Origin of the sequence: Dinoroseobacter sp. S375 (assembly GCF_049800775.1) — a bacterium.
GTDB lineage: Bacteria > Pseudomonadota > Alphaproteobacteria > Rhodobacterales > Rhodobacteraceae > Dinoroseobacter.
In genome coordinates this window covers 191,222-210,424 of the sequence record NZ_JBNAFR010000002.1, presented here as the reverse complement: position 1 = coordinate 210,424, position 19,203 = coordinate 191,222, and the positions used below count along the sequence as shown (strand labels likewise).

The 19,203-nt window shown below is 66.4% G+C and carries 15 protein-coding genes; 8 read left to right on the top strand and 7 right to left on the bottom strand.

Going from position 1 to position 19,203, the window contains the following annotated elements; all coding sequences use genetic code 11:
• Positions 1–43 precede the first annotated feature (43 nt).
• From ACP150_RS05870 to ACP150_RS05860, 3 genes are all read left to right on the top strand, one after another.
• Positions 44–730, top strand: a complete 687-nt coding sequence (locus ACP150_RS05870) for a response regulator (protein WP_424965627.1) — start codon at positions 44–46, stop codon at positions 728–730.
• 68 nt (positions 731–798) lie between these two features.
• Entirely contained in the window at positions 799–1,998 is a 1,200-nt protein-coding gene (locus ACP150_RS05865) for an FIST N-terminal domain-containing protein (protein WP_424965626.1), read from the top strand.
• Positions 1,970–4,189, top strand: a complete 2,220-nt coding sequence (locus tag ACP150_RS05860) for a PAS-domain containing protein (protein WP_424965625.1) — start codon at positions 1,970–1,972, stop codon at positions 4,187–4,189. Before ACP150_RS05865 ends, ACP150_RS05860 begins: the two co-directional genes overlap by 29 nt.
• Here the strand turns inward: ACP150_RS05860 and ACP150_RS05855 are convergent.
• Positions 4,186–4,896 carry an arylesterase gene (locus tag ACP150_RS05855; RefSeq protein ID WP_424965624.1) on the bottom strand — a complete coding sequence of 237 codons (711 nt, stop codon included), beginning with the start codon at positions 4,894–4,896 and terminating at the stop codon, positions 4,186–4,188. The two genes, ACP150_RS05860 and ACP150_RS05855, sit on opposite strands and share 4 nt — an antisense overlap.
• On the opposite strand from ACP150_RS05855, the gene ACP150_RS05850 reads away from it, so the two are divergent.
• Positions 4,895–5,596: an ABC transporter ATP-binding protein gene (locus tag ACP150_RS05850; RefSeq protein WP_424965623.1), complete on the top strand. Its 702-nt coding sequence runs from the start codon at positions 4,895–4,897 to the stop codon at positions 5,594–5,596. The two genes, ACP150_RS05855 and ACP150_RS05850, sit on opposite strands and share 2 nt — an antisense overlap.
• The gene (locus ACP150_RS05845) at positions 5,593–8,121 is read left to right on the top strand and encodes an ABC transporter permease (RefSeq protein ID WP_424965622.1); all 2,529 of its coding nucleotides are present in this window, start codon (positions 5,593–5,595) and stop codon (positions 8,119–8,121) included. The genes ACP150_RS05850 and ACP150_RS05845 overlap by 4 nt, the downstream gene beginning before the upstream one ends.
• Positions 8,122–8,235: 114 nt before the next feature.
• Here ACP150_RS05845 and ACP150_RS05840 read toward each other — a convergent pair whose 3' ends face one another.
• From ACP150_RS05840 to gcvT, 4 genes are all read right to left on the bottom strand, one after another.
• Entirely contained in the window at positions 8,236–9,642 is a 1,407-nt protein-coding gene (locus ACP150_RS05840) for an L-serine ammonia-lyase (protein ID WP_424965621.1), read from the bottom strand.
• 195 nt (positions 9,643–9,837) lie between these two features.
• Complete coding sequence (gene gcvP, locus ACP150_RS05835) at positions 9,838–12,702, bottom strand: aminomethyl-transferring glycine dehydrogenase (RefSeq protein ID WP_424965620.1); 2,865 nt, start codon at positions 12,700–12,702, stop codon at positions 9,838–9,840.
• Positions 12,703–12,789: 87 nt separating this feature from the next.
• On the bottom strand, positions 12,790–13,158 hold the full coding sequence (gcvH, locus tag ACP150_RS05830; protein ID WP_424965619.1) for a glycine cleavage system protein GcvH: 369 nt from the start codon (positions 13,156–13,158) through the stop codon (positions 12,790–12,792).
• 12 nt (positions 13,159–13,170) lie between these two features.
• Positions 13,171–14,256 carry a glycine cleavage system aminomethyltransferase GcvT gene (gene gcvT, locus ACP150_RS05825; RefSeq protein ID WP_424965618.1) on the bottom strand — a complete coding sequence of 362 codons (1,086 nt, stop codon included), beginning with the start codon at positions 14,254–14,256 and terminating at the stop codon, positions 13,171–13,173.
• Between the two features lie 178 nt (positions 14,257–14,434).
• Between gcvT and ACP150_RS05820 the strand changes: the two genes are divergently transcribed.
• The gene (locus ACP150_RS05820) at positions 14,435–15,439 is read left to right on the top strand and encodes an aldose epimerase family protein (protein ID WP_424965617.1); all 1,005 of its coding nucleotides are present in this window, start codon (positions 14,435–14,437) and stop codon (positions 15,437–15,439) included.
• 132 nt (positions 15,440–15,571) lie between these two features.
• On the opposite strand, the gene ACP150_RS05815 is transcribed toward ACP150_RS05820, so the two are convergent.
• Complete coding sequence (locus tag ACP150_RS05815; RefSeq protein WP_424965616.1) at positions 15,572–16,789, bottom strand: urate hydroxylase PuuD; 1,218 nt, start codon at positions 16,787–16,789, stop codon at positions 15,572–15,574.
• Between the two features lie 97 nt (positions 16,790–16,886).
• Here ACP150_RS05815 and ACP150_RS05810 point away from each other — a divergent pair, with 97 nt between their 5' ends.
• Positions 16,887–17,813, top strand: a complete 927-nt coding sequence (locus tag ACP150_RS05810) for a LysR substrate-binding domain-containing protein (RefSeq protein ID WP_424965615.1) — start codon at positions 16,887–16,889, stop codon at positions 17,811–17,813.
• A gap of 137 nt (positions 17,814–17,950) precedes the next feature.
• Positions 17,951–18,739 carry a hypothetical protein gene (locus ACP150_RS05805; protein ID WP_424965614.1) on the top strand — a complete coding sequence of 263 codons (789 nt, stop codon included), beginning with the start codon at positions 17,951–17,953 and terminating at the stop codon, positions 18,737–18,739.
• Positions 18,740–18,812: 73 nt separating this feature from the next.
• On the opposite strand, the gene uraH is transcribed toward ACP150_RS05805, so the two are convergent.
• Complete coding sequence (uraH, locus tag ACP150_RS05800; protein WP_424965613.1) at positions 18,813–19,178, bottom strand: hydroxyisourate hydrolase; 366 nt, start codon at positions 19,176–19,178, stop codon at positions 18,813–18,815.
• Positions 19,179–19,203: the final 25 nt, after the last annotated feature.

Sequence of the window (19,203 nt, the reverse complement as noted above, 5' to 3'; positions counted from 1 at the left end):
AGAAGCCATGAGGCCCGACCGGACGGCAAAAGGACAACAGGCGATGGTGGCAACAGTCTTCAAGACAGCGATGATCGTGGATGATCACCCGTTGTTCTGCGATGCGCTCTCGATGACCCTGAAAACGGTGGCCAGCATCGATGCCATCAACACGGCCGATCATCTGGAAGCGGCCCTGACCCAGCTTGAGGAAGTGCACCCGGATGTGATCATTCTCGATCTGAACCTGCCGGATGTGAACGGGCTCGACGGGCTGATCCGTCTGAAATCCGTGGCGCCGGAAACGCCCGTCGTCGTGGTGTCGTCCATGGCGGACAACCGGATGATCTCGTCGACCCTGCGGGTCGGGGCTGCGGGCTTCGTGCCCAAGCATTCCAAGCGCGATGTGTTCCGCGATGCGTTCGAGGCGATCCAGAAGGGCGCGATCTTCACACCTGACAGCTATGTGCCCACCTCGGACCGGGACGGACCGCAGAACAATGCCGAAGAGGCGCTCGCCCGGCTGGGCCTGCTCACGAAACAGCAGGCGCGAATCCTGCAGCTGATCTGCGCGGGCAAGCTGAACAAACAGATCGCCTATGACCTGTCTATTGCCGAAACGACGGTAAAGGCGCATGTCACCGCGATTATGCGCAAATTGGGCGTCCAAAGCCGCACCCAGGCGGTTTTGATTGCACAAGAGGCAAATTTCGCCAACTTTGTGGCGAACGAGAACAGCTCGATGGCCTGAGCGGCGTACCCGCCGGGCCTTGAGGACAGCTTCCGGGAGGACGGGGGCTGGAAGGGGGGACCGCGGAGATGCTCAGCACGCCCGATGGCGCGCCACAGGCCTTTTTGCAGGCCCATATACGCTGCGATGAACCCGATGCGATGACCCGATTGCGCGATGCCCTGTGCACCGAGCCTTTGGCCCTTGTCATCCTCTTCGTCACCCCGGCCACGGATTTCCGCGATGTGATCGCCCGGGCCGACAAGCTCTTTGGCGACACCCCGGTGCTGGCCTGCACCACCGCCGGAGAGATCTCGGCCTCGGGCTATACCGAGGATGAGATCGTGGCCGTCGGCCTGCCCTCCGCGCTCTTTGCGGTCGAGACCATGCTGATCGACACGCTGGAAAAGATCGACACGCAGGAGCTGATCGGGCGTACGATCCGCAAGCGTCAGAAGCTGACGCGCCGCGCCGAGACCTGGGAAAACGAGTTTGCCTTCCTGATGATCGACGGGCTGTCGCTCAAGGAGGACGAGCTGGCCTTTGGTCTGGCCACCGGGCTTGGCCCCATGCCGCTCTTTGGCGGCTCGGCGGGCGACGGGGCGCGGTTCGAGGAAACCTTCGTCTCGCTCAACGGCACCCCGTTTCAGAACGCGGCCATCGTGACCTTCGTGCGGACACTCTGCCCGGTGAAGGTGTTCAGCCTCGACCATCTGACCCCGACGGACCGGCGTCTCGTGGTGACCGATGCCGATCCCAGCCGCCGCATGGTCCACAGCCTGAACGCCGCCCCGGCGGCCCGGGAATATGCCCGCGTGCTGGGCAAGGACCCCGAGCAGCTGGGCCCTTTCACCTTTGCCGCCCATCCGGTGGTGGTGACCATCGGCGGCACCCATCATGTGCGCGCCATTCAGCAGGTCACCGAGGATGGCGATCTGGTGTTTTTCTCGGCCATCGACGAGGGGCTGGTGCTGACCCTCGCCGAGCCTGATGATCTTGTGGCCCATCTCGAACGCGAGTTCGATGCGCTTGCCGAAGGCGGCAAGCCTGCGGGCATCATCGCCTGCGACTGCATCCTGCGCCGGCTGGAGGCCGGGCAGAAGCAGATGATGGGCCGGATCTCGAACACGCTGGCCGAGCATTGCGTTGTCGGTTTTTCAACCTATGGTGAGCAATTGAACGCCATGCATGTCAATCATACGATGACCGGCGTGGCGATCTATCCGCCTGCACCCCAAGGCGACCAACCCGGGAGCGCGAATGACGGACTGGCTGATCGATCCAAGTGACTCGCTGGAGCGGCAGAATGAAAAGCTGCGCCAGATCACGGATGTGCTCATGCGTCGGGTCGAACAGGATACCGACAAGACCGGCGTCGCCTATCGCCAGTTCGAACGCGCCGCCCTGCTCGAAGATCAGGTGCGCCAGCGCACGGCGGATCTCGAACATGCGCTGGATCTGCTCAACGATTCCAACGCCCGGCTCGCCGAGGCCAATCGGGCCGCCGAGAGCGCGCGGGCAGACCTGTCCAGTGCGATCGAGACCATTCAGGAGGGGTTCGCCCTCTTCAATGCACAGGACGAGCTGGTCATGTGCAACAGCCGCTTCGGCATGCATATGCTCGACCTGCAGGCGGAGCTGTCGCCGGGCCTGACCTTCAAGCGCTATGTCGAGCTGGTCAGCCACAGCCGGTTCCTCGCCCTGCCCGTGGATCTGTCGCCCGAGGCCTGGGCCGAGCGACGGCTGAAGCGGCACCAAGACAACCACGTGATGTTCAATGTCCGCATGGTGCGCGACCGCTGGGTGCAGGTGTCGGAACACCGCACCCATGATGGCGGAACGGTGATCATGCAGACCGATGTCACCGACATCATGCGGCTGGAGCGGGAAGAGCGCGACAAGCTGCTCGACGGCCAGTCCCGGATGATCCGCGCCACGCTCGACCATCTGAACCAGGGCGTGGTGATCTTCGACCGCAACGCCCGCCTGATGGGCTGGAACAAGCGGGTGGGCACATTGCTGACCCTGCCGGTCAACCGCTTTCGCCTCGGCACCCAGTTCCAGACCCTGCTCGACCGGTTCGAATCCGAAACCACCACGGAGGCGGCCGAGAAACGCTCCAGCCTGTGGCAATGGGTGATGGAGGATGGCGACCGCAAGCCGATCAGCTTCGAGGTCAAGCGCCGGGACGGGCTCATCCTCGATGTCTTCGCCCAGGAAATGCCCGACCGGGGGTTCGTGATCAGCTTCACCGACGTCACCGCGGAGCGCGAGGCGACCCGCACCCTGTTCGAGGTCAACGAGCTGCTCGAGCAGCGCGTGATGGAACGGACGCTGGAGCTGGAGGATGCACTCTCCTCAGCGGAGCGGGCGAATGCCTCCAAGTCGCGCTTCGTGGCGGCGGCGAGCCATGACCTGTTGCAGCCCCTTTCGGCGGCCAAGCTCTATGTCTCGGCGCTGGACGGGCCTGAAACCGGCTCGGCCACGCGCGAGATCGCCCATAAGGCGCACCGGGCGCTGAACTCGGTCGAGAACATCATCGACGCCCTCCTGGACATCTCGAAGCTCGAGGCGGGCATGGCCTCACTCGAAGTGACCTCGGTGCGGCTCGACACGATCTTCGACACGATCCGCGAGGAATTCACCCCAATTGCCGCGCAAAAGGGGTTGGATTTCAAGGTACTGACCTGCTCGGCGGTGGTGGAATCCGATACCTCCTACCTGCGCCGGATCGTGGCCAATCTGGTCTCGAACGCGATCCGTTACACGGATACGGGCCGGGTGCTGGTGGGCGCGCGCAGCAACGGGAACTCCTTTCGGATCGAGGTCTGGGACACGGGCCCCGGCATCCCCGAGACCAAGCAGGACATCATCTTTCAGGAGTTCGAACGTCTGGATGCCAAGGCCAGCGCCTCCGAGGGGCTGGGGCTGGGCCTTGCGATCGTGGAGCGGGCCTGTGCCCGGTTGGGCCACCCGCTGGGCCTGTGGTCCGTTGTCGGCAAGGGCTCAGGCTTTTTCGTCAACGTCACCCTCTCGAACCAACCGCACCTGACCTTGCCCGGATCGCTCAGCAAGATCACCGGCGGGCAATTGGCGGGCTCGGGCATGATCGTGCTGCTGGTCGAGAATGATCTCGAACTGCGCCGGGCGATGACGCTCTTGCTTGAGAAATGGGACATCTCGGTGCTCGACGTCCATGGCGCGGAAGAGGCGATTGCCCTGCTGGACGAGATCGAGATCGCGCCGGATGCGATGCTGATCGACTACCAACTGGATGACGGCGAGAACGGGCTCGACCTGATCGACCAGATCCACGCGCGCCATGGCAAGCTGCCGACGCGGCTGATCTCGGCCAATCGCTCGCCGGAACTGCGCGCGCAATGTGCGGCCCGGGATGTGGACCTGCTGAACAAGCCGATCGATGCCCGCACGCTGGAACGGTTCCTGACCAGCGCCCTGGAAGCCGTGGCCGAATACTAGGGCGACGCGCGGTCGATCAGGGCCTGCACCTCGGGACCGAGCGCCTCGACGATCAGCGCCACGCCATCGGCATTCGGGTGGATCCCGTCGCTCTGCATGTAATCGCGCACCGCCTGCACCTGATCCACCTGCGCGGTCAGCGCGCCGAGAAAGCTGTCCACATGAAGCGTGCCATAGGTCTCGGCGAGCTCCGGGTACATCGCGTCAAAGGACGCCTTGTACTCGGGGCCGTAATTGCCGGGTGCCACCAGCCCGACCAGCAGCACCGGCAGCCCGCGGGCCTGAGCCTTGGCGAGGATCCCGTCGAGATTGGCGCGGCTCACCGATGGGTCGATCCCGCGCAGCAGGTCGTTGCCGCCCAGCGCCACGATCATCGCATCCACCTCGGGCGTCAGGGTCCAGTCCACCCGGCTGAGCCCGCCCGCCGTGGTATCGCCCGAGACCCCGGCATTGATCAGCGCGACCTCTTCGCCCTGCGCCTCGAGCCAGCGCTGCAGCTGCGGGACGAACCCGTCCGCCTGCGGCAGGCCATAACCCTGGGTCAGGCTGTCGCCGAGGGCCGCGACCGTCACCGGCTCCGCCATGGCTGGGCTGAGCGCCAGCCAAACCGCGCCCGCCAGCCCGGCAAGCCCTGCCCGCGCCTTGCGAAACGCCCCACGCGCCCCATATGCCCTTGCAACCCCCTTCGCTCGGAGACCCCCGCCCATGTCAGACGCTGTCCTGTCGCTCACCGATGTTTCGCTTCGCCTGGACGGGAATGCGGGGCCGGTGGACATTCTGCATGACATCTCGCTGGAGATCACAACCGGGGAAACGGTGGGGCTCATCGGGCCGTCGGGGTCGGGCAAATCTTCACTCCTCATGGTGCTCGGGGGGCTCGAACGTGCCACCGGCGGTCAGGTGCTGGCGCTTGGCCATGACCTGACGCGGCTCGACGAGGACGCATTGGCCCGGTTCCGCAGGGATCATATGGGCGTCGTGTTCCAATCCTTCCACCTCATTCCCACCATGACCGCTCTGGAAAACGTGGCAACCCCTCTTGAACTGGCCGGGGCCGCCGATGCGTTTGAGCGCGCCGAGGCCGAGCTCGCCTCGGTCGGTCTGGCGGACCGGTTGCATCATTACCCGTCCCAGATGTCCGGTGGCGAGCAGCAGCGTGTGGCCCTGGCCCGCGCCGCCGCCCCCCGTCCCAAGCTTCTGCTGGCCGATGAGCCCACGGGCAATCTCGACGGCACAACCGGCGAGGCGATCATGGATCTGCTCTTTGGCCTGCGCGACCGCCACGGCGCGACGCTGGTGCTGGTCACCCATGCGCGCGAACTGGCCGCGCGGTGTGACCGGGTCATTCGCCTGCGCGACGGGCGCGTGGACAGCGACACCACCGCCCAGCGTGAGGCGGCGGAATGAGCCTCGCGGTCGCGGGCCGGATCGCCCGACGTGAGCTGCGCGGCGGGATCGCCGGGTTCCGGGTCTTTCTGCTCTGTCTTGCCCTTGGCGTGGCGGCGATTGCCGCCGTGGGCTCTGTCCGCGTGGCAATCCAGCAAGGGCTGGAGCGCGAAGGCGCGGTGATCCTTGGTGGCGATGGCCAGATGGAGTTCACCTATCGCTTCGCCACCGAAAGCGAGCGCGCCTGGATGGACGAGAACGCGCTGGAAGTCTCTGAAATCGTGGAGTTCCGCTCCATGGTGGTGGTAGACGGCCCCGATGGGCCCGAGCGCGGCCTGACTCAAGTGAAGGCGGTCGATGACCTCTACCCGCTGAAGGGCGCGGTGGTGCTCAGCCCGGATATCCCGCTGGCCTCGGCCCTCGGGGGCGAGATCCCCGGGGCGGTGATCCAGCAGATCCTCGTGGACCGGATGGGGCTCGAGATCGGTGACACCTTCCGGCTCGGCACGCAGGAGTTTCGCCTTTCGGCCGTGCTGGAGCGGGAACCGGACAGCGCCGGAGGCGGCTTCGGGCTCGGCCCGACGACCATCGTGCGCACCGAGGATCTGGCCGAAAGCGGCTTGATCGGCCCCGGCAGCCTGTTTGAGACCGAGTACCGCCTTTCCCTGCCCGTGGGCACCGACCTGCAGGAGATGGAGGACACCGCCGAGGGACTGTTCCGCGACAGCGGCATGCGCTGGCGTGACAGCCGCAATGCCGCCCCGGGGGTCGAGCGGTTTGTCGAACGGATCGGCTCGTTCCTCGTGCTGGTCGGCCTTGCCGGGCTGGCCGTGGGCGGGGTCGGGATTTCCGCCGCCGTGCGCGCCTATCTGGACGGCAAGACCCCGGTGATCGCGACGCTCAAGACGCTTGGGGCCGAGGGCAGCACGATCTTTGCCGCCTATCTTATGCAGATCGGCGTTCTGACGGCGCTTGGCGTGACCGCAGGGCTGACCATTGGCGCGGCGATCCCCCTGCTTGCGGCTCCGATCCTGAGCGAGACCCTCCCCATTCCCGCCGCCTTCGGGGTCCATCCCGGACCGCTGGCCGAGGCGGCGCTTTACGGGATCCTGACGGCGCTTGTCTTCACGCTCTGGCCGCTTGCGCGCACCGAACAGGTCCGCGCCGCCGAGCTCTTTCGCGATGCCTCCACGCCCAAGTTTCACTGGCCGCGCGGGAAATACCTCGCTGCGGTGATCCTCGCCGTGCTCGCGCTGGTGGGCAGTGCGGTGATGTTCTCGGGCATCCCGACGCTGGCCATGGGTTCGGTCGGCGGCATTGCCGGGGCGCTGGTGCTGTTGATCGGGGCCGCTTGGCTGGTGCGGCGGGCCGCGCGCCGCTTGGCCCGGTCCAGGATCGTGCGCGGCCGCACCGCCCTGAGGCTGGCGCTCGGCGCGGTTGGGGGCCCCGGGGGCGAGACGACCTCTGTCGTGCTGTCGCTCGGTCTCGGCCTAGCCGTGCTCGCAGCTGTGGGGCAGATCGACAGCAACCTGCGCACGGTCATCGCCGAGGAGCTGCCGCAGGACGCGCCGAGCTATTTCTTTGTGGATATTCAGACCGACCAGCTGCCGGACTTCCTGTCCCGGACGCGGGGCGATCCGGATGTGCGGCGCGTGGATACCGCGCCGATGCTGCGCGGCGTGATCACCGAGATCAACGGCCAGCCTGCGCGCGAGGTGGCCGGGGATCACTGGGTCGTGCGCGGCGACCGGGGCATCACCTACGCGGCTGCCCTCGGCCCGGACACGCGGATCACCGAGGGGGCCTTCTGGCCCGAGGATTATTCGGGACCGCCCCAGATCAGCTTTGCCGAGGAAGAGGCGCTGGAGCTTGGGCTTGAGCTGGGCGACCGGCTGACCGTGAACATTCTGGGCCGCGATATCGAGGCCGAGATCACCAGTTTCCGCGTCGTGGATTTCTCGACCGCCGGGATCGGGTTCGTGCTGACCATGAACCCCGCTGCCGTGGCTGGCGCGCCTCATACCCATATCGCCACGGTCTATGCCGCCGAAGAGGCCGAGGCGCAGCTTTTGCGGGATGTGGCGGCAGATGCGCCCAACATCACCGCGATCCGGGTGCGCGACGCCATTGACCGGGTGACCGAGGCCCTGTCCGGGCTGGCCGCGGCCACAAGCTATGGCGCGGCGGCCACGCTGATCACCGGCTTCGTCGTTCTGATCGGGGCGGCAGCAGCGGGGGAGCGGGCGCGGGTGTTCGAAGCCGCCGTGCTCAAGACGGTGGGTGCCACCCGGGCGCGGATCCTTGCGAGCTTTGCCTTGCGCTCAGCCTTTCTCGGGCTGGCAGCCGGGCTGGTCGCGATCCTTGCGGGCGGATTGGCCGGTTGGGGCGTGATGACCTTTGTGATGGAGACAAGCTACCGGTTCGAGCCGATTTCGGCTCTGGCGATTGTCACCGGCGGGGCCGCGGCCACATTGTTGGCGGGGCTCGCCTTCGCCCTGCGCCCGCTGGCGACCCGGCCCGCGCGGACCCTGCGCGGGCGAGAGTAACGTATCGCCATTGCGCCGCGCTGACGCGCGTCGCCCGGGGCGAGAGGGGCCAGCCCCTCTCGCGCTCTCCCCGGGATATTTGGAGACTTAAGACATTGCAGCGCGGCGGCACTCTCAGCACTCGGGCAGGTTGACCGCGAGGCCCCCGAGGCTGGTTTCCTTGTATTTGTGAGACATGTCGATCCCGGTCTGGCGCATGGTTTCGATGCAATTGTCCAGCGGCATGAGATGCGTGCCATCCCCGCGCAAGGCGAGCGAGGCCGCGGCCACCGCCTTGATCGCGCCGAGGCCGTTGCGTTCGATGCACGGGACCTGCACCAGCCCGCCCACCGGGTCGCAGGTCATGCCGAGGTGATGCTCCAGCGCGATCTCTGCAGCGTTTTCCACCTGCGCATTCGATCCGCCCAGCGCGGCGCAGAGCCCGGCGGCGGCCATGGCCGCGGCGGAGCCGACCTCGCCCTGGCAGCCGACCTCGGCGCCGGAGATCGAAGCATTGTGCTTGATCAACCCACCGATCGCGGCAGCCACCAGCAAGAACTCGCGCTCGCCTGCTTCGGTCGCGCCGATGCAGTGGTCGCGGTAGTAGCGCAGCACCGCCGGGATCACCCCGGCTGCCCCATTGGTCGGCGCGGTGACGACCTGCCCCCCGGCGGCGTTTTCCTCGTTCACCGCCATGGCGTAGACGCAGAGCCAGTCATTGACCTCATGGGGCTGCGAGAGGTTGAGCCCCTGTCCCGCCTTCAGTGCCTCGTGGATCCCGTGGGCGCGGCGCTTGACCGAGAGCCCGCCGGGCAGGATGCCGGTCGTGCCAAGCCCCCGGTCCATGCAGGCGAACATCACGTCGCGCACTTGGGCGATCGCCGCATCCGGGTCGCCATGGACGCGCTCATTGGCGTGCTTCATCTCCGAGATCCGTTTGTCCGAGGCCGCGCCCATCTCGAGCATCTCCGCCGCCGAGCCAAAGGGATAGGGATATCCCTGCGCGGCCTTCTCGTCGTGAAAGGCCTCTGCCCCGCCATGATCCGCCGCCGCGATCTCGGAGCCGCGCAGGACAAAGCCCCCGCCAACCGAGTAAAAGACCTCCTCCATGTAGAGGGCGCCGGTCTGGTCATGGGCGCGCAGGACCATGGCATTGGCATGGCCGGGCAGGGTCGTGTCATAGTCAAACAGCACGTCCCGTTCCGGGTGAAACGCAAGCTCCGGAAGGGCGTCGGGACGTACCAGCCCCTCGGCGCGCATGGCCGCCAGCGCTGCCTCCGCCGCGACAGGATCCAGAGTTTCCGGCACGAAGCCCGCAAGCCCGAGGCAGACCGCCCGATCCGTGGCATGCCCCTTGCCAGTGAAGGCGAGCGAGCCATGCAGCGTGGCCTGCAGGGCGGCCACGGTTCCCGCCCCGGGCTCCTTTTCGCGACCGCCGCGCAAATCGTCGAGGAACATGGCGGCGGCCACCATGGGCCCCATCGTATGCGAGCTCGACGGGCCGACCCCGATCTTGAAGATATCGAAAATACTCAGAAACATGGGCGCCCTCCCTCGGTCCTTACCTAGTGCGCTACGGGGCAGATCCACCGCCCCTGTGCGACATGGTTTTCCGGATCCCGACACGCACGACCTCGAAACGAGGCAGGTCCGCCCGGTGCGACAGCACCGGGCCACCCCCAACGGGAGGCGCTGCGCCGCATGGCGCGGCAACGACGGGCGGGAGCCCCCCGAACCCTATTCCGCGGGTTCCGCGTAATCCTCCACCGGCGGGCAGGTGCAAACGAGGTTGCGGTCGCCAAAGGCATTGTCGACGCGGTTCACAGGGGGCCAGTACTTGTCCACCCGGAACGCACCGGGCGGATAGCAGGCCTGCTCGCGGCTATAGGGCCGGTCCCACTCCCCCACCAGATCCTCCACCGTGTGAGGCGCGCGTTTCAGCGGATTGTTCTCTGCATCGAGAGTCCCGGCGGCAATCGCGTCCGTCTCCTCGCGGATCGCCAGCATCGCATCACAGAACCGGTCGAGCTCGGCCTTGGGCTCGCTCTCGGTCGGCTCCACCATCAGGGTGCCTGCCACGGGCCAGCTCATGGTGGGCGCGTGGAAGCCGCAATCCATCAGCCGCTTGGCCACATCCTCGACATTGACCCCGGCGATCTTGTCCAGCACCCGCGTGTCCAGAATGCACTCATGGGCCACCCGCCCCTGATCATTGGCATAGAGGATCGGGAAGCCCGCGCTCAGCCGCTTGGCCATGTAATTGGCATTCAGGATCGCGACCTTGGTGGCCTGTGTCAGCCCGGCCCCGCCCATGAGCAGGCAATAGGCATAGGAGATCGTCAGGATCGACGGGCTGCCATAGGCCGCCGAGGCCACCGCCCCCACATCGCCAAACCCGGCGCCTTCGCGCGTGATATGGCTGGGCAGATGGGGCGCCAGATGGGCCTTTACGCCAATCGGGCCCATGCCCGGGCCGCCCCCGCCATGGGGGATGCAAAAGGTCTTGTGCAGGTTGAGATGGCTCACATCCCCGCCCAGATCCCCCGGCGCCGAGAGGCCGACCATGGCATTCATATTGGCCCCGTCGATATAGACCTGCCCGCCATGGGCATGGGTGATCTCGCAGACCTCGCGCACGGTTTCCTCGAACACGCCATGGGTTGAGGGATAGGTGATCATGCAGCCCGCAAGCGCGTCGGAATGCAACTCAGCCTTGGCGCGGAAATCCTCGAGGTCGATATCGCCATTCTCAGCCGATTTCACGACGACGACCTTCCAGCCGACCATCTGAGCGCTGGCTGGGTTCGTGCCATGGGCCGAGGTCGGGATGAGGCAGATATTCCGCCCGGCCTGCCCCCGTGCGCGGTGATAGCCGCGGATCGCCAGCAGGCCCGCATACTCGCCCTGCGCACCCGAATTGGGCTGCATGGACATGGCGTCATAGCCCGTCACATCGCAGAGCATCTGCGACAGCTCGGTGATCATCTCGGCATACCCTGCGGCCTGATCCGCCGGGGCGAACGGGTGCAGATTGGCAAATTCCGGCCATGTCAGCGGCAGCATCTCGACCGTCGCATTGAGCTTCATCGTACAGGAGCCCAGCGGGATCATCGCCCGGTCCAGCGCCAGATCCCGATCCGCGAGCCGCCGCATATAGCGGGTCATCTCCGCCTCGGCGCGGTTCATGTGGAAAATCGGATGGGTCATGTAGCTGCTCTCGCGCAGCATCTCCTGCGGCAGGTGATAGACCATCCGCGTCTTGTCATAGGTCATCTCCACCGCGCCAAAGGCGCGCCAGACGGCCTCCACGGTGCTGCCGAGGGTCAGCTCGTCGAGCGTGATCCCGATCCGGTCGGCCCCGACCTTGCGCAGGTTCACCCCCTCGCGCAGGGCGGCGGCCAGGATCACCCCCTGCATCGCGCCGACCTTGACGGTGATCGTGTCGAAATAATCCTTGGGCGCGACCTTGAAGCCGAGCTCGGTCAGCCCGTCCGCCAGCCGTGCGGTCTTGCGATGCACGGTCTGGGCGATGGCCTTGAGCCCGTCCGGCCCGTGGAAGACACCGTACATGGACGCCATCACCGCCAGCAGGGCCTGCGCGGTGCAGACATTGGAATTGGCCTTTTCGCGGCGGATATGCTGCTCGCGGGTTTGCAGGGAAAGGCGGTAGGCCTTGTTGCCCCGCGCATCCACCGAGACGCCGATGATCCGCCCGGGCATGGCCCGTTTCAGCGCTTCGGCGCAGGTCATATAGGCGGCATGCGGCCCGCCAAAGCCCATGGGCACGCCAAAGCGCTGGGTCGAGCCGATGGCGATATCCGCCCCCATCTCGCCCGGGGATTTCAACAGGGTCAGCGCCAGCGGATCGGCCGCGACGATGGCCAGCGCCTTGACCGCGTGCAGCGCCGCGATCTGTGCGCTGTAGTCGCGCACATGGCCATAGCTGCCGGGGTATTGGAACAGCGCGGCAAAGACCGCCTCGGGGTCCAGCGCGTCCACAGACCCGACAATAACCTCGATCCCGAGCGGTTCAGCCCGGGTGCGGATGACCTCGATGGTCTGGGGATGGCAATCCTCGGCCACGAAGAAGCCTGTCGCCTTGGATTTGGAGGCCCGCTGCGCCATGGCCATGCCCTCGGCCGCCGCCGTGCCCTCATCGAGCAGCGAGGCGTTGGCGATCGGCAGGCCGGTCAGATCCGCCATCATGGTCTGGAAATTCAGCAACGCTTCGAGCCGACCCTGGCTGATCTCGGGCTGATAGGGCGTATAGGCCGTGTACCAGGCCGGGTTTTCGAGGATGTTGCGCAGGATCACCGGCGGCGTATGCGTCCCGCAATAGCCCTGCCCGATCAGAGAGGTCAGCACCGTGTTCTTGTCCGCCAGCTCCCGCATCCGGTGCAGGGTGTCCCGCTCGCTCAGCGCCGGACCAAAGGCCAGCGGATCGCGCCGCCGGATCCCCTCGGGCAGGGCCTCGTTGATCAGCGCTTCGAGCGAAGGCACGCCCAGCACCGCAAGCATCTGCGACATCTCCTTGGGGGAGGGTCCGATATGGCGGCGATTGGCGAAATCATAGGGCGCGTAGTCCGTCAGCGAAAAACCCATCTTGGTCTCCTTGCGGTGGGCGGCAGGGCCAGAGGCGGGGTGCGGGACCGCCTCCGGCGGGAGTATTTTCAGAACAATGAGGCGGCGTTACTCGGTCAGCGCGGCATAGGCATCGGCGTCGAGCAGCTCAGAAAGTTCGCCCGTATCGGTCAGCTTGATCTTGTAGAGCCAGGACGCGCCCTCGGGATCCCCGTTGAGATCTGCGGGCGCCTCGACCAGCGCCTCATTGGCCTCGACAATCTCGCCGGTGACGGGGGCGAAGATATCCGAGGCGGCTTTCACGCTCTCGACCACACCGATCTCGTCGCCCTTGGCAAAGGTCTCGCCCACGGGCTGCAGCTCGACGAAGACGACCTCGCCCAATTGCTCGGCGGCATGCTTGGTGATGCCGATCGTGGCCATATCCTCATCGACCTCGATCCATTCATGGTCATCGGTGAAATAGGTGGTGGGCATCGTCTTGGCCTTTCAACGTTTGTAGCGGTGCGGAACAAAGGGAAGCGGGGTGACCGTGGCGGGCTTGGGTTTGCCGCGCAGAATCACGTGAAGCTCGGTGCCCGGGGCGGCATGGTCCGCCGCGACATAGCCGATGGAGATCGGGGCCTGCAGCGTGGGTGAAAACCCACCGCTGGTGACATGACCGAGCGGCGCGCCCCCGGGCGTCGTGATCTCGACCCCGGCGCGCACCGGGGCGCGGCCTTCGGGGCGTAGCCCGACGAGTTGGCGGGCCGGGCCGGTTTCGGCTTCGGCGCAGATCCGGGTCGCGCCGGGAAAGCCGCCTTCGGCCCGGCGACGTTTCGGGATCGAGAAGCCCAGCCCGGCCTCCAGCGGCGAGGTGGACTGGTCGATGTCCTGACCATAGAGCGGCAGGCCTGCTTCCATCCGCAGCGTGTCGCGCGCACCAAGCCCGGCGGGCACCGCCCCGGCCGCGATCAAGGCGCGGGCGAAGGGTTCGGCGGCCTCGGCTGGCAGCGAGATCTCGAACCCGTCCTCGCCCGTATAGCCAAGCCGCGAGACACGGAGGATGTGCCCCTCCCACGCGAGTTCACAGGACTGCATGAAGCGCAATTCACCGGCCTTGGGCAGCAGCGGCGCGACGATATCCGCCGCCTCCGGGCCCTGCAGCGCCACCAGCGCGCGGCTTTCAAGTTGGTGGAGCGTGCAATCGGGCAGGCCCTGGCGCAGGAGCGCGATGTCCTGATCGGCCATGGCGGCGTTCACCACCACATAGAGCCCGGCTTCGGTCCGGGTCGCGATCAGGTCGTCATAGATCCCGCCCTCTGCCGTGGTGAGCTGGGTATAGCGCGCGCGCCCCGGTGCAAGGCTGGTGATGCCCCCGGGGACGAGCCGCTCCAGCGCCGTGGCCGGGTCATCGCCGGTGATCTCGATCTGGCACATATGACTGACATCGAAGAGGGCCGCGCCCGTGCGGCAGGCCGCGTGTTCTGCCATGATCCCGGTGGGGTATTGCACGGGCATCTCCCACCCGGCAAAGGGGACCATCTTGGCTCCCAGCTCTAGATGTAGATTGTGCAGGGGCGTCTGCTTCAACATGCGCGCAGTCCGGTCTGAGTCGTGGCCCGGAGGCCTTGCTTGTTTCCTATCGGAAACTTCGCCCGGGATGCAAGGATTTCCGGGGCTTGGGACCTGCGACAGTCTGGGCGCGGGGTGGCTTGCATCCCGGGCGCGTCCACCGGATCCTCGGGGCGGAATTTGGCCCCCGGAGATCCCCATGACCGCTGTCTCGAAACCTTTTGGCACCACCGCGCAGGGCGCGCCCGTGACGGCCTATACCATCGGGTCAGAGGCGCTGCGCGTGACCGTTCTGAGCTGGGGCGCGGTGCTGCAGGATGTGCGCCTGAGCGGGATCGCCCACAGCCTGACCCTGGGGACGGATCAGATCGCCGCCTATGAGGCGGGCATGATCAGTTTCGGCGCGTTAATGGGGCCGGTTGCCAACCGGATCCGGAATGCGCGCGCGCCGATTGCCGAGGTGATGCATGCGTTCGAGGCCAACCTGCCGGGTGGGCATACCCTCCATGGCGGGAGCGCAGGCACGCAGGGCCGGGTCTGGGATCTGGTCGCGCAAGGGCCCGATCACGTGACGCTGGAGACGGAGCTGCCCGACGGGCTGTCCGGGTTTCCCGGGCACCGCAGGGTGCGGGCGCGCTACCGGGTGACGGGCCGCGATCTGGACCTGGAGATCACCGGGACCAGCGATGCACCGACGCTGATGAACATCGCCAATCACAGCTATTGGAACCTGGATGGCACCGACCGGATCGACGGACACCGCCTGCAGGTGCATGCGGAACGTTATACGGAGAGCGGACAGGACCTGATGGTGACCGGCGGGCTCGGGAAGGTTGCCGGCACGCCGCTGGATTTCACCGAACCGCGCCCCTTCGCGCCCGGGCCGGACCGGCGCTATGATCTGAACTACGTGCTGGCCGAGGCGCGCCGCGGGCTCAGCCCGGCCTGCAAACTGACCGGGGCGTCCGGAGTGAGCATGGAGATGTTCACGACCGAGCCGGGGCTTCAGGTCTTCGATCTCGGGACCTTCGACACGGCGCCCTTCCCGGTGCATTCGGGGCGGATCGCACCGCGGTTTTCCGCCATCGCACTGGAAGCACAGGTCTGGCCGGATGCGGCGAACCATGCGGGCTTCCCCTCGATCGAGATGGGCCCGGACGCACCCTACCGGCAACACACGCGCTGGCGCTTTGCGGGCCCTTGATGAGATCGGTGGCCGGATCGGCCCAGGCCGATCCGGCGGACGCGCTGCGCACCCACCGAGGGGCGACACCCTGACCGGGTCTCGGACCAGCGCGGGTCCGCGCGCTCCACATGTGGAGCGCGCCCGGCAACCCTAGCGGGCCGCGCGGTACCAGGCCACGATGGCGGCCCGTTCCTGGGGCTCCATGTAGCTCAGGTTCGCCGGGGGCATCGCGTGGCTGAGGCCCGATTGCAGGTACACCGCCTTGGCCTGTGTGGCGAGATCCGCCGCGCTTTCCAGCACCACGCCCTTGGGCGGCCAGTAGATCCCGTCCCAGCTCGGCTCTTTCGCGTGGCACATGGAGCACCGCCCGAGCACGATGTCATGCACATCCTCGAACCCCTCGGCCTCGGCAAAGCGCACGGCGCCCGGGCTCAGCTGCGCCTCGCCCTCGGTCTCGGGCGTGCCGAGCACCGACAACCACACCGCTGCCATGAACAGCGTCACCGTGATCGCCCAGGTCCAGAGCGGCGGCTCGCCCCCGATATGCTTGGTGTTGAAATAATGCCGGATCGTCACCCCCATCAGGAAGACCAGCCCCGCGATCAACCAGTTATACTCGCTCGCAAAGGCCAGCGGGTAATGGTTCGACAGCATCAGGAACAGCACCGGCAGGGTCAGATAGTTGTTATGGGTCGAACGCTGCTTGGCGATCTTGCCGTATTTCGCATCCGGCTCCCGCCCGGCCTTGAGATCCTCGACCACGATCTTCTGGTTGCGGATGATCACGAAAAACACGTTCCCGCTCATGATCGTGGCGGTGAACGCCCCCAGATGCAGCAGCGCCGCGCGCCCGGTGAAGACCTGCGTATAGCCCCAGGCCATGATGACCAGCAGCACGAACAAGAGCACCATGAGCCGGGTGTTGTTCTCTCCGAACTTGCTCTTGCAGAGCAGGTCATAGGCCATCCAGCCGAAGCCCAGCGAGCCCAGCGAGATCAGCACCGCGCCCCAGACCGGGATATCGGCCACATTCGGATCCACCAGATAGAGCTCGGCCCCCAGATAATAGACCAGCACCAGCAGCACGAAGCCCGAGATCCAGGTGAAATAGCTCTCCCATTTGTGCCAGGTCAGGTGATCCGGCAGCCGTTCCGGCGCGACCAGATACTTGGTCATGTGATAGAACCCGCCGCCATGGACCTGCCATTCCTCCCCATGGGCGAGCTTGGGCATGCCCTCGGCCTTGCGCAGGCCAAGATCCAGCGCGATGAAAAAGAAAGATGAGCCGATCCACGCGATCCCGGTGATCACATGGAGCCAGCGCACGGCAAATTCGGCCCAGGCCTCGAGAACTGCTAGATCATACATCGGGGGTCTCCTTCGGTCCGGGTCACTATACCCATGGCGATCTTTCTGATAATCGGAGAAATAGCCAAAGACCTTCAAACAGGCGCGAAGAATACCAATGATGTCGCTGAAGAACCTCGCCATGTTCGTGCGTGTCTACGAATTGGGCAGTATGTCAGCGGCGGCGCGGGATCAGCGATGCTCGCCCGCCGTGGCCTCCAGCCGGATTTCCGAGCTGGAGAAGTATCTCGGCGTGCGCCTGTTCAACCGCACCACCCGCACCCTGCGGGCCACGGAGCATGGCAAGATCTTCTATCAGGGCGCGCGCAAGGTGACCGAGGCGCTGGCCGAGGCCGAAGCCGCGGTGATGGAAACCAGCCAAAGCCCGCGCGGCTCGATCTTCGTGGCGGCCCCGCTGGGGATCGGGCGGCGGCTGGTGGCCGCACAGATCCCGGCCTTCAAGGACCTCTACCCCGAGATCGACGTCCGCCTGCGCCTGTCGGACCGCAAGCTCGACCTGACCGCCGAGGGGCTGGACATGGCGCTCCATATGGGGCCGCTGCCCGACAGCGATCTCAAGGTGAGGATGGTGGCGGAATGTCCCCGGGTGCTGGCGGCCTCGCCCGCTTATCTCAGCCGCCGGGGCACGCCGCTCGACGGGGCGGCGCTGGTGCAGGACCGACATGACTGCCTGATGCTGCGCTTCCCCGGGGCGACCGAGTTCCAGTGGACCCTGATGACGCAAACCGGGCCGAAACGCTTCGACATTGCGGGGCCGTTCGAATCCGATGACGGGGATGTCCTGACCGATTGGGCGCTGGCCGGGCGCGGCATTATCCTGAAACCCGCCTTCGAGCTGGCCGAGCATCTGCGGGCCGGGCGGCTTGTCCCGGTCTGCGAAGACACGCCCCCTGCCCCGGTCCCGCTGGCATGGCTGTTTCCCCACAGGCGCTTCACCGACCCCAAGGTGCGCCTGTTCTCGGACTACATGACCCGGCAATGCCGCGCGGCCATCAGCGGCCCGACCGCCAGCGCCCCTGTCTGACCCGGCATCGGGCGCGGCCCTGCCATGCGCAGTTTCAGGAAATCCTCAGACACCCCTCAAGCAGCGCATCCCTGCGCCCCGTTAAGCAGGCCGCGCAGGCGCCATACGGGATGGCGCCCTCCATGAGGACAACATGTATGAAAATGAATATCGTGTTCGCCGCCTTCCTTGCGACGATCCTGGGGTTCGACCTGGCTCAAGCGGCAACGGTCACCCTCACCACCACTGCGGGTTTCGGGGCCCAATCGGACCCGTCCCGCCAAAGCTTTGCCGGTGGCACCTCCAACGGTCAGACGGACTCGACCGTGACAGACCGAGCAGGCGCGCAGCTCAGCACCTCGCTCGCCACGTTTCAGGCCAATGGCGATGACCTTTTCGCGGCCACACGGATGGTCCGCCCCGAGACCGGGATCACCGCAAGCCAGACGGCTTCGGGCCGCGGCGAGGCCGAGCGCACGATCCGCGTCGCCACCGCGGGGACCCTGCGGATCGAACTGCGGGCGTCGGGTTTCTACAGCATCACGGCGACGGCTCCCGGGACCGATCCCTTCGCCGCCTTCATGGCTGATCTCGACGTCTCGAAAAACGGCATGCCGGCGGTGTCAGACAGCTTTGGCTTGTCCAGCAATGCCGGCCCCCCGGACCTGACATTCGCGGAACGGCTGAGCACCGAGATCGCGGTCGAGGCGGGGGATGACCTCACGATCTACACCGGGGTCTGGGTCTCCGCAGGCGCGACGCGCCAGATCCCGGCCTTTCTGGATGTGCAGGCCAATATGGACAGCGTCTTCAGCATCACGGCCCTCGATGGTGCGACCCTCGGCACGGACACTGTTGCGCCGGTGCCGCTGCCGCCGAACCTGGCAATGCTCGGTCTCGGCCTCGCGGGTCTGACCGGGTATCGCCGGGCGCGGCGCCAAGGCTGAGACGCAAGAGGCGGAACAGTCCCTGCGGGGTGTGTTCCGAGTGCCAGCGGGTCCGCAGGAGCGGGCCCGGTGGTCAGCTGCCCCGATAGGTCGAAAAGCTGAAGGGCGAGAGTAGCAGGGGCACATGATAATGGGCCGCGCCATCGCTCATGCCGAACCGGATCGGGATCTCGTCGAGAAAGAGCGGCTCCGGCCCGGCCTGCCCGGTCTCGCGCAGGTAGTCACCCGCATGAAAGACCAGCTCATAGGTGCCGGTGGCAAAGCTCTCGGCGGGCAGGATCGGCCCATCCGTGCGCCCGTCGCTATTGGTATGTTTGGCCGCGATCACCTCGCGCGTGGTCCCGTCCAGCCGATAGAGCACGATGTGCATCCCCTCCGCCGGAACACCCCGCGCAGCGTCGAGCACATGGGTTGTCAAATAGCCTGTTTCTTGCGCCATCACGTTCCCTTTCGTCTGATCCTTT

Coding starts and splice junctions, on each gene's coding strand:
- ACP150_RS05870 (WP_424965627.1), top strand. CDS start 44: ATGGTGGCAACAGTCTTCAAGACAGCGATGATCGTGGATGATCACCCG.
- ACP150_RS05865 (WP_424965626.1), top strand. CDS start 799: ATGCTCAGCACGCCCGATGGCGCGCCACAGGCCTTTTTGCAGGCCCAT.
- ACP150_RS05860 (WP_424965625.1), top strand. CDS start 1,970: ATGACGGACTGGCTGATCGATCCAAGTGACTCGCTGGAGCGGCAGAAT.
- ACP150_RS05850 (WP_424965623.1), top strand. CDS start 4,895: ATGTCAGACGCTGTCCTGTCGCTCACCGATGTTTCGCTTCGCCTGGAC.
- ACP150_RS05855 (WP_424965624.1), bottom strand. CDS start 4,896: ATGGGCGGGGGTCTCCGAGCGAAGGGGGTTGCAAGGGCATATGGGGCG.
- ACP150_RS05845 (WP_424965622.1), top strand. CDS start 5,593: ATGAGCCTCGCGGTCGCGGGCCGGATCGCCCGACGTGAGCTGCGCGGC.
- ACP150_RS05840 (WP_424965621.1), bottom strand. CDS start 9,642: ATGTTTCTGAGTATTTTCGATATCTTCAAGATCGGGGTCGGCCCGTCG.
- gcvP (WP_424965620.1), bottom strand. CDS start 12,702: ATGGGTTTTTCGCTGACGGACTACGCGCCCTATGATTTCGCCAATCGC.
- gcvH (WP_424965619.1), bottom strand. CDS start 13,158: ATGCCCACCACCTATTTCACCGATGACCATGAATGGATCGAGGTCGAT.
- gcvT (WP_424965618.1), bottom strand. CDS start 14,256: ATGTTGAAGCAGACGCCCCTGCACAATCTACATCTAGAGCTGGGAGCC.
- ACP150_RS05820 (WP_424965617.1), top strand. CDS start 14,435: ATGACCGCTGTCTCGAAACCTTTTGGCACCACCGCGCAGGGCGCGCCC.
- ACP150_RS05815 (WP_424965616.1), bottom strand. CDS start 16,789: ATGTATGATCTAGCAGTTCTCGAGGCCTGGGCCGAATTTGCCGTGCGC.
- ACP150_RS05810 (WP_424965615.1), top strand. CDS start 16,887: ATGATGTCGCTGAAGAACCTCGCCATGTTCGTGCGTGTCTACGAATTG.
- ACP150_RS05805 (WP_424965614.1), top strand. CDS start 17,951: ATGAAAATGAATATCGTGTTCGCCGCCTTCCTTGCGACGATCCTGGGG.
- uraH (WP_424965613.1), bottom strand. CDS start 19,178: ATGGCGCAAGAAACAGGCTATTTGACAACCCATGTGCTCGACGCTGCG.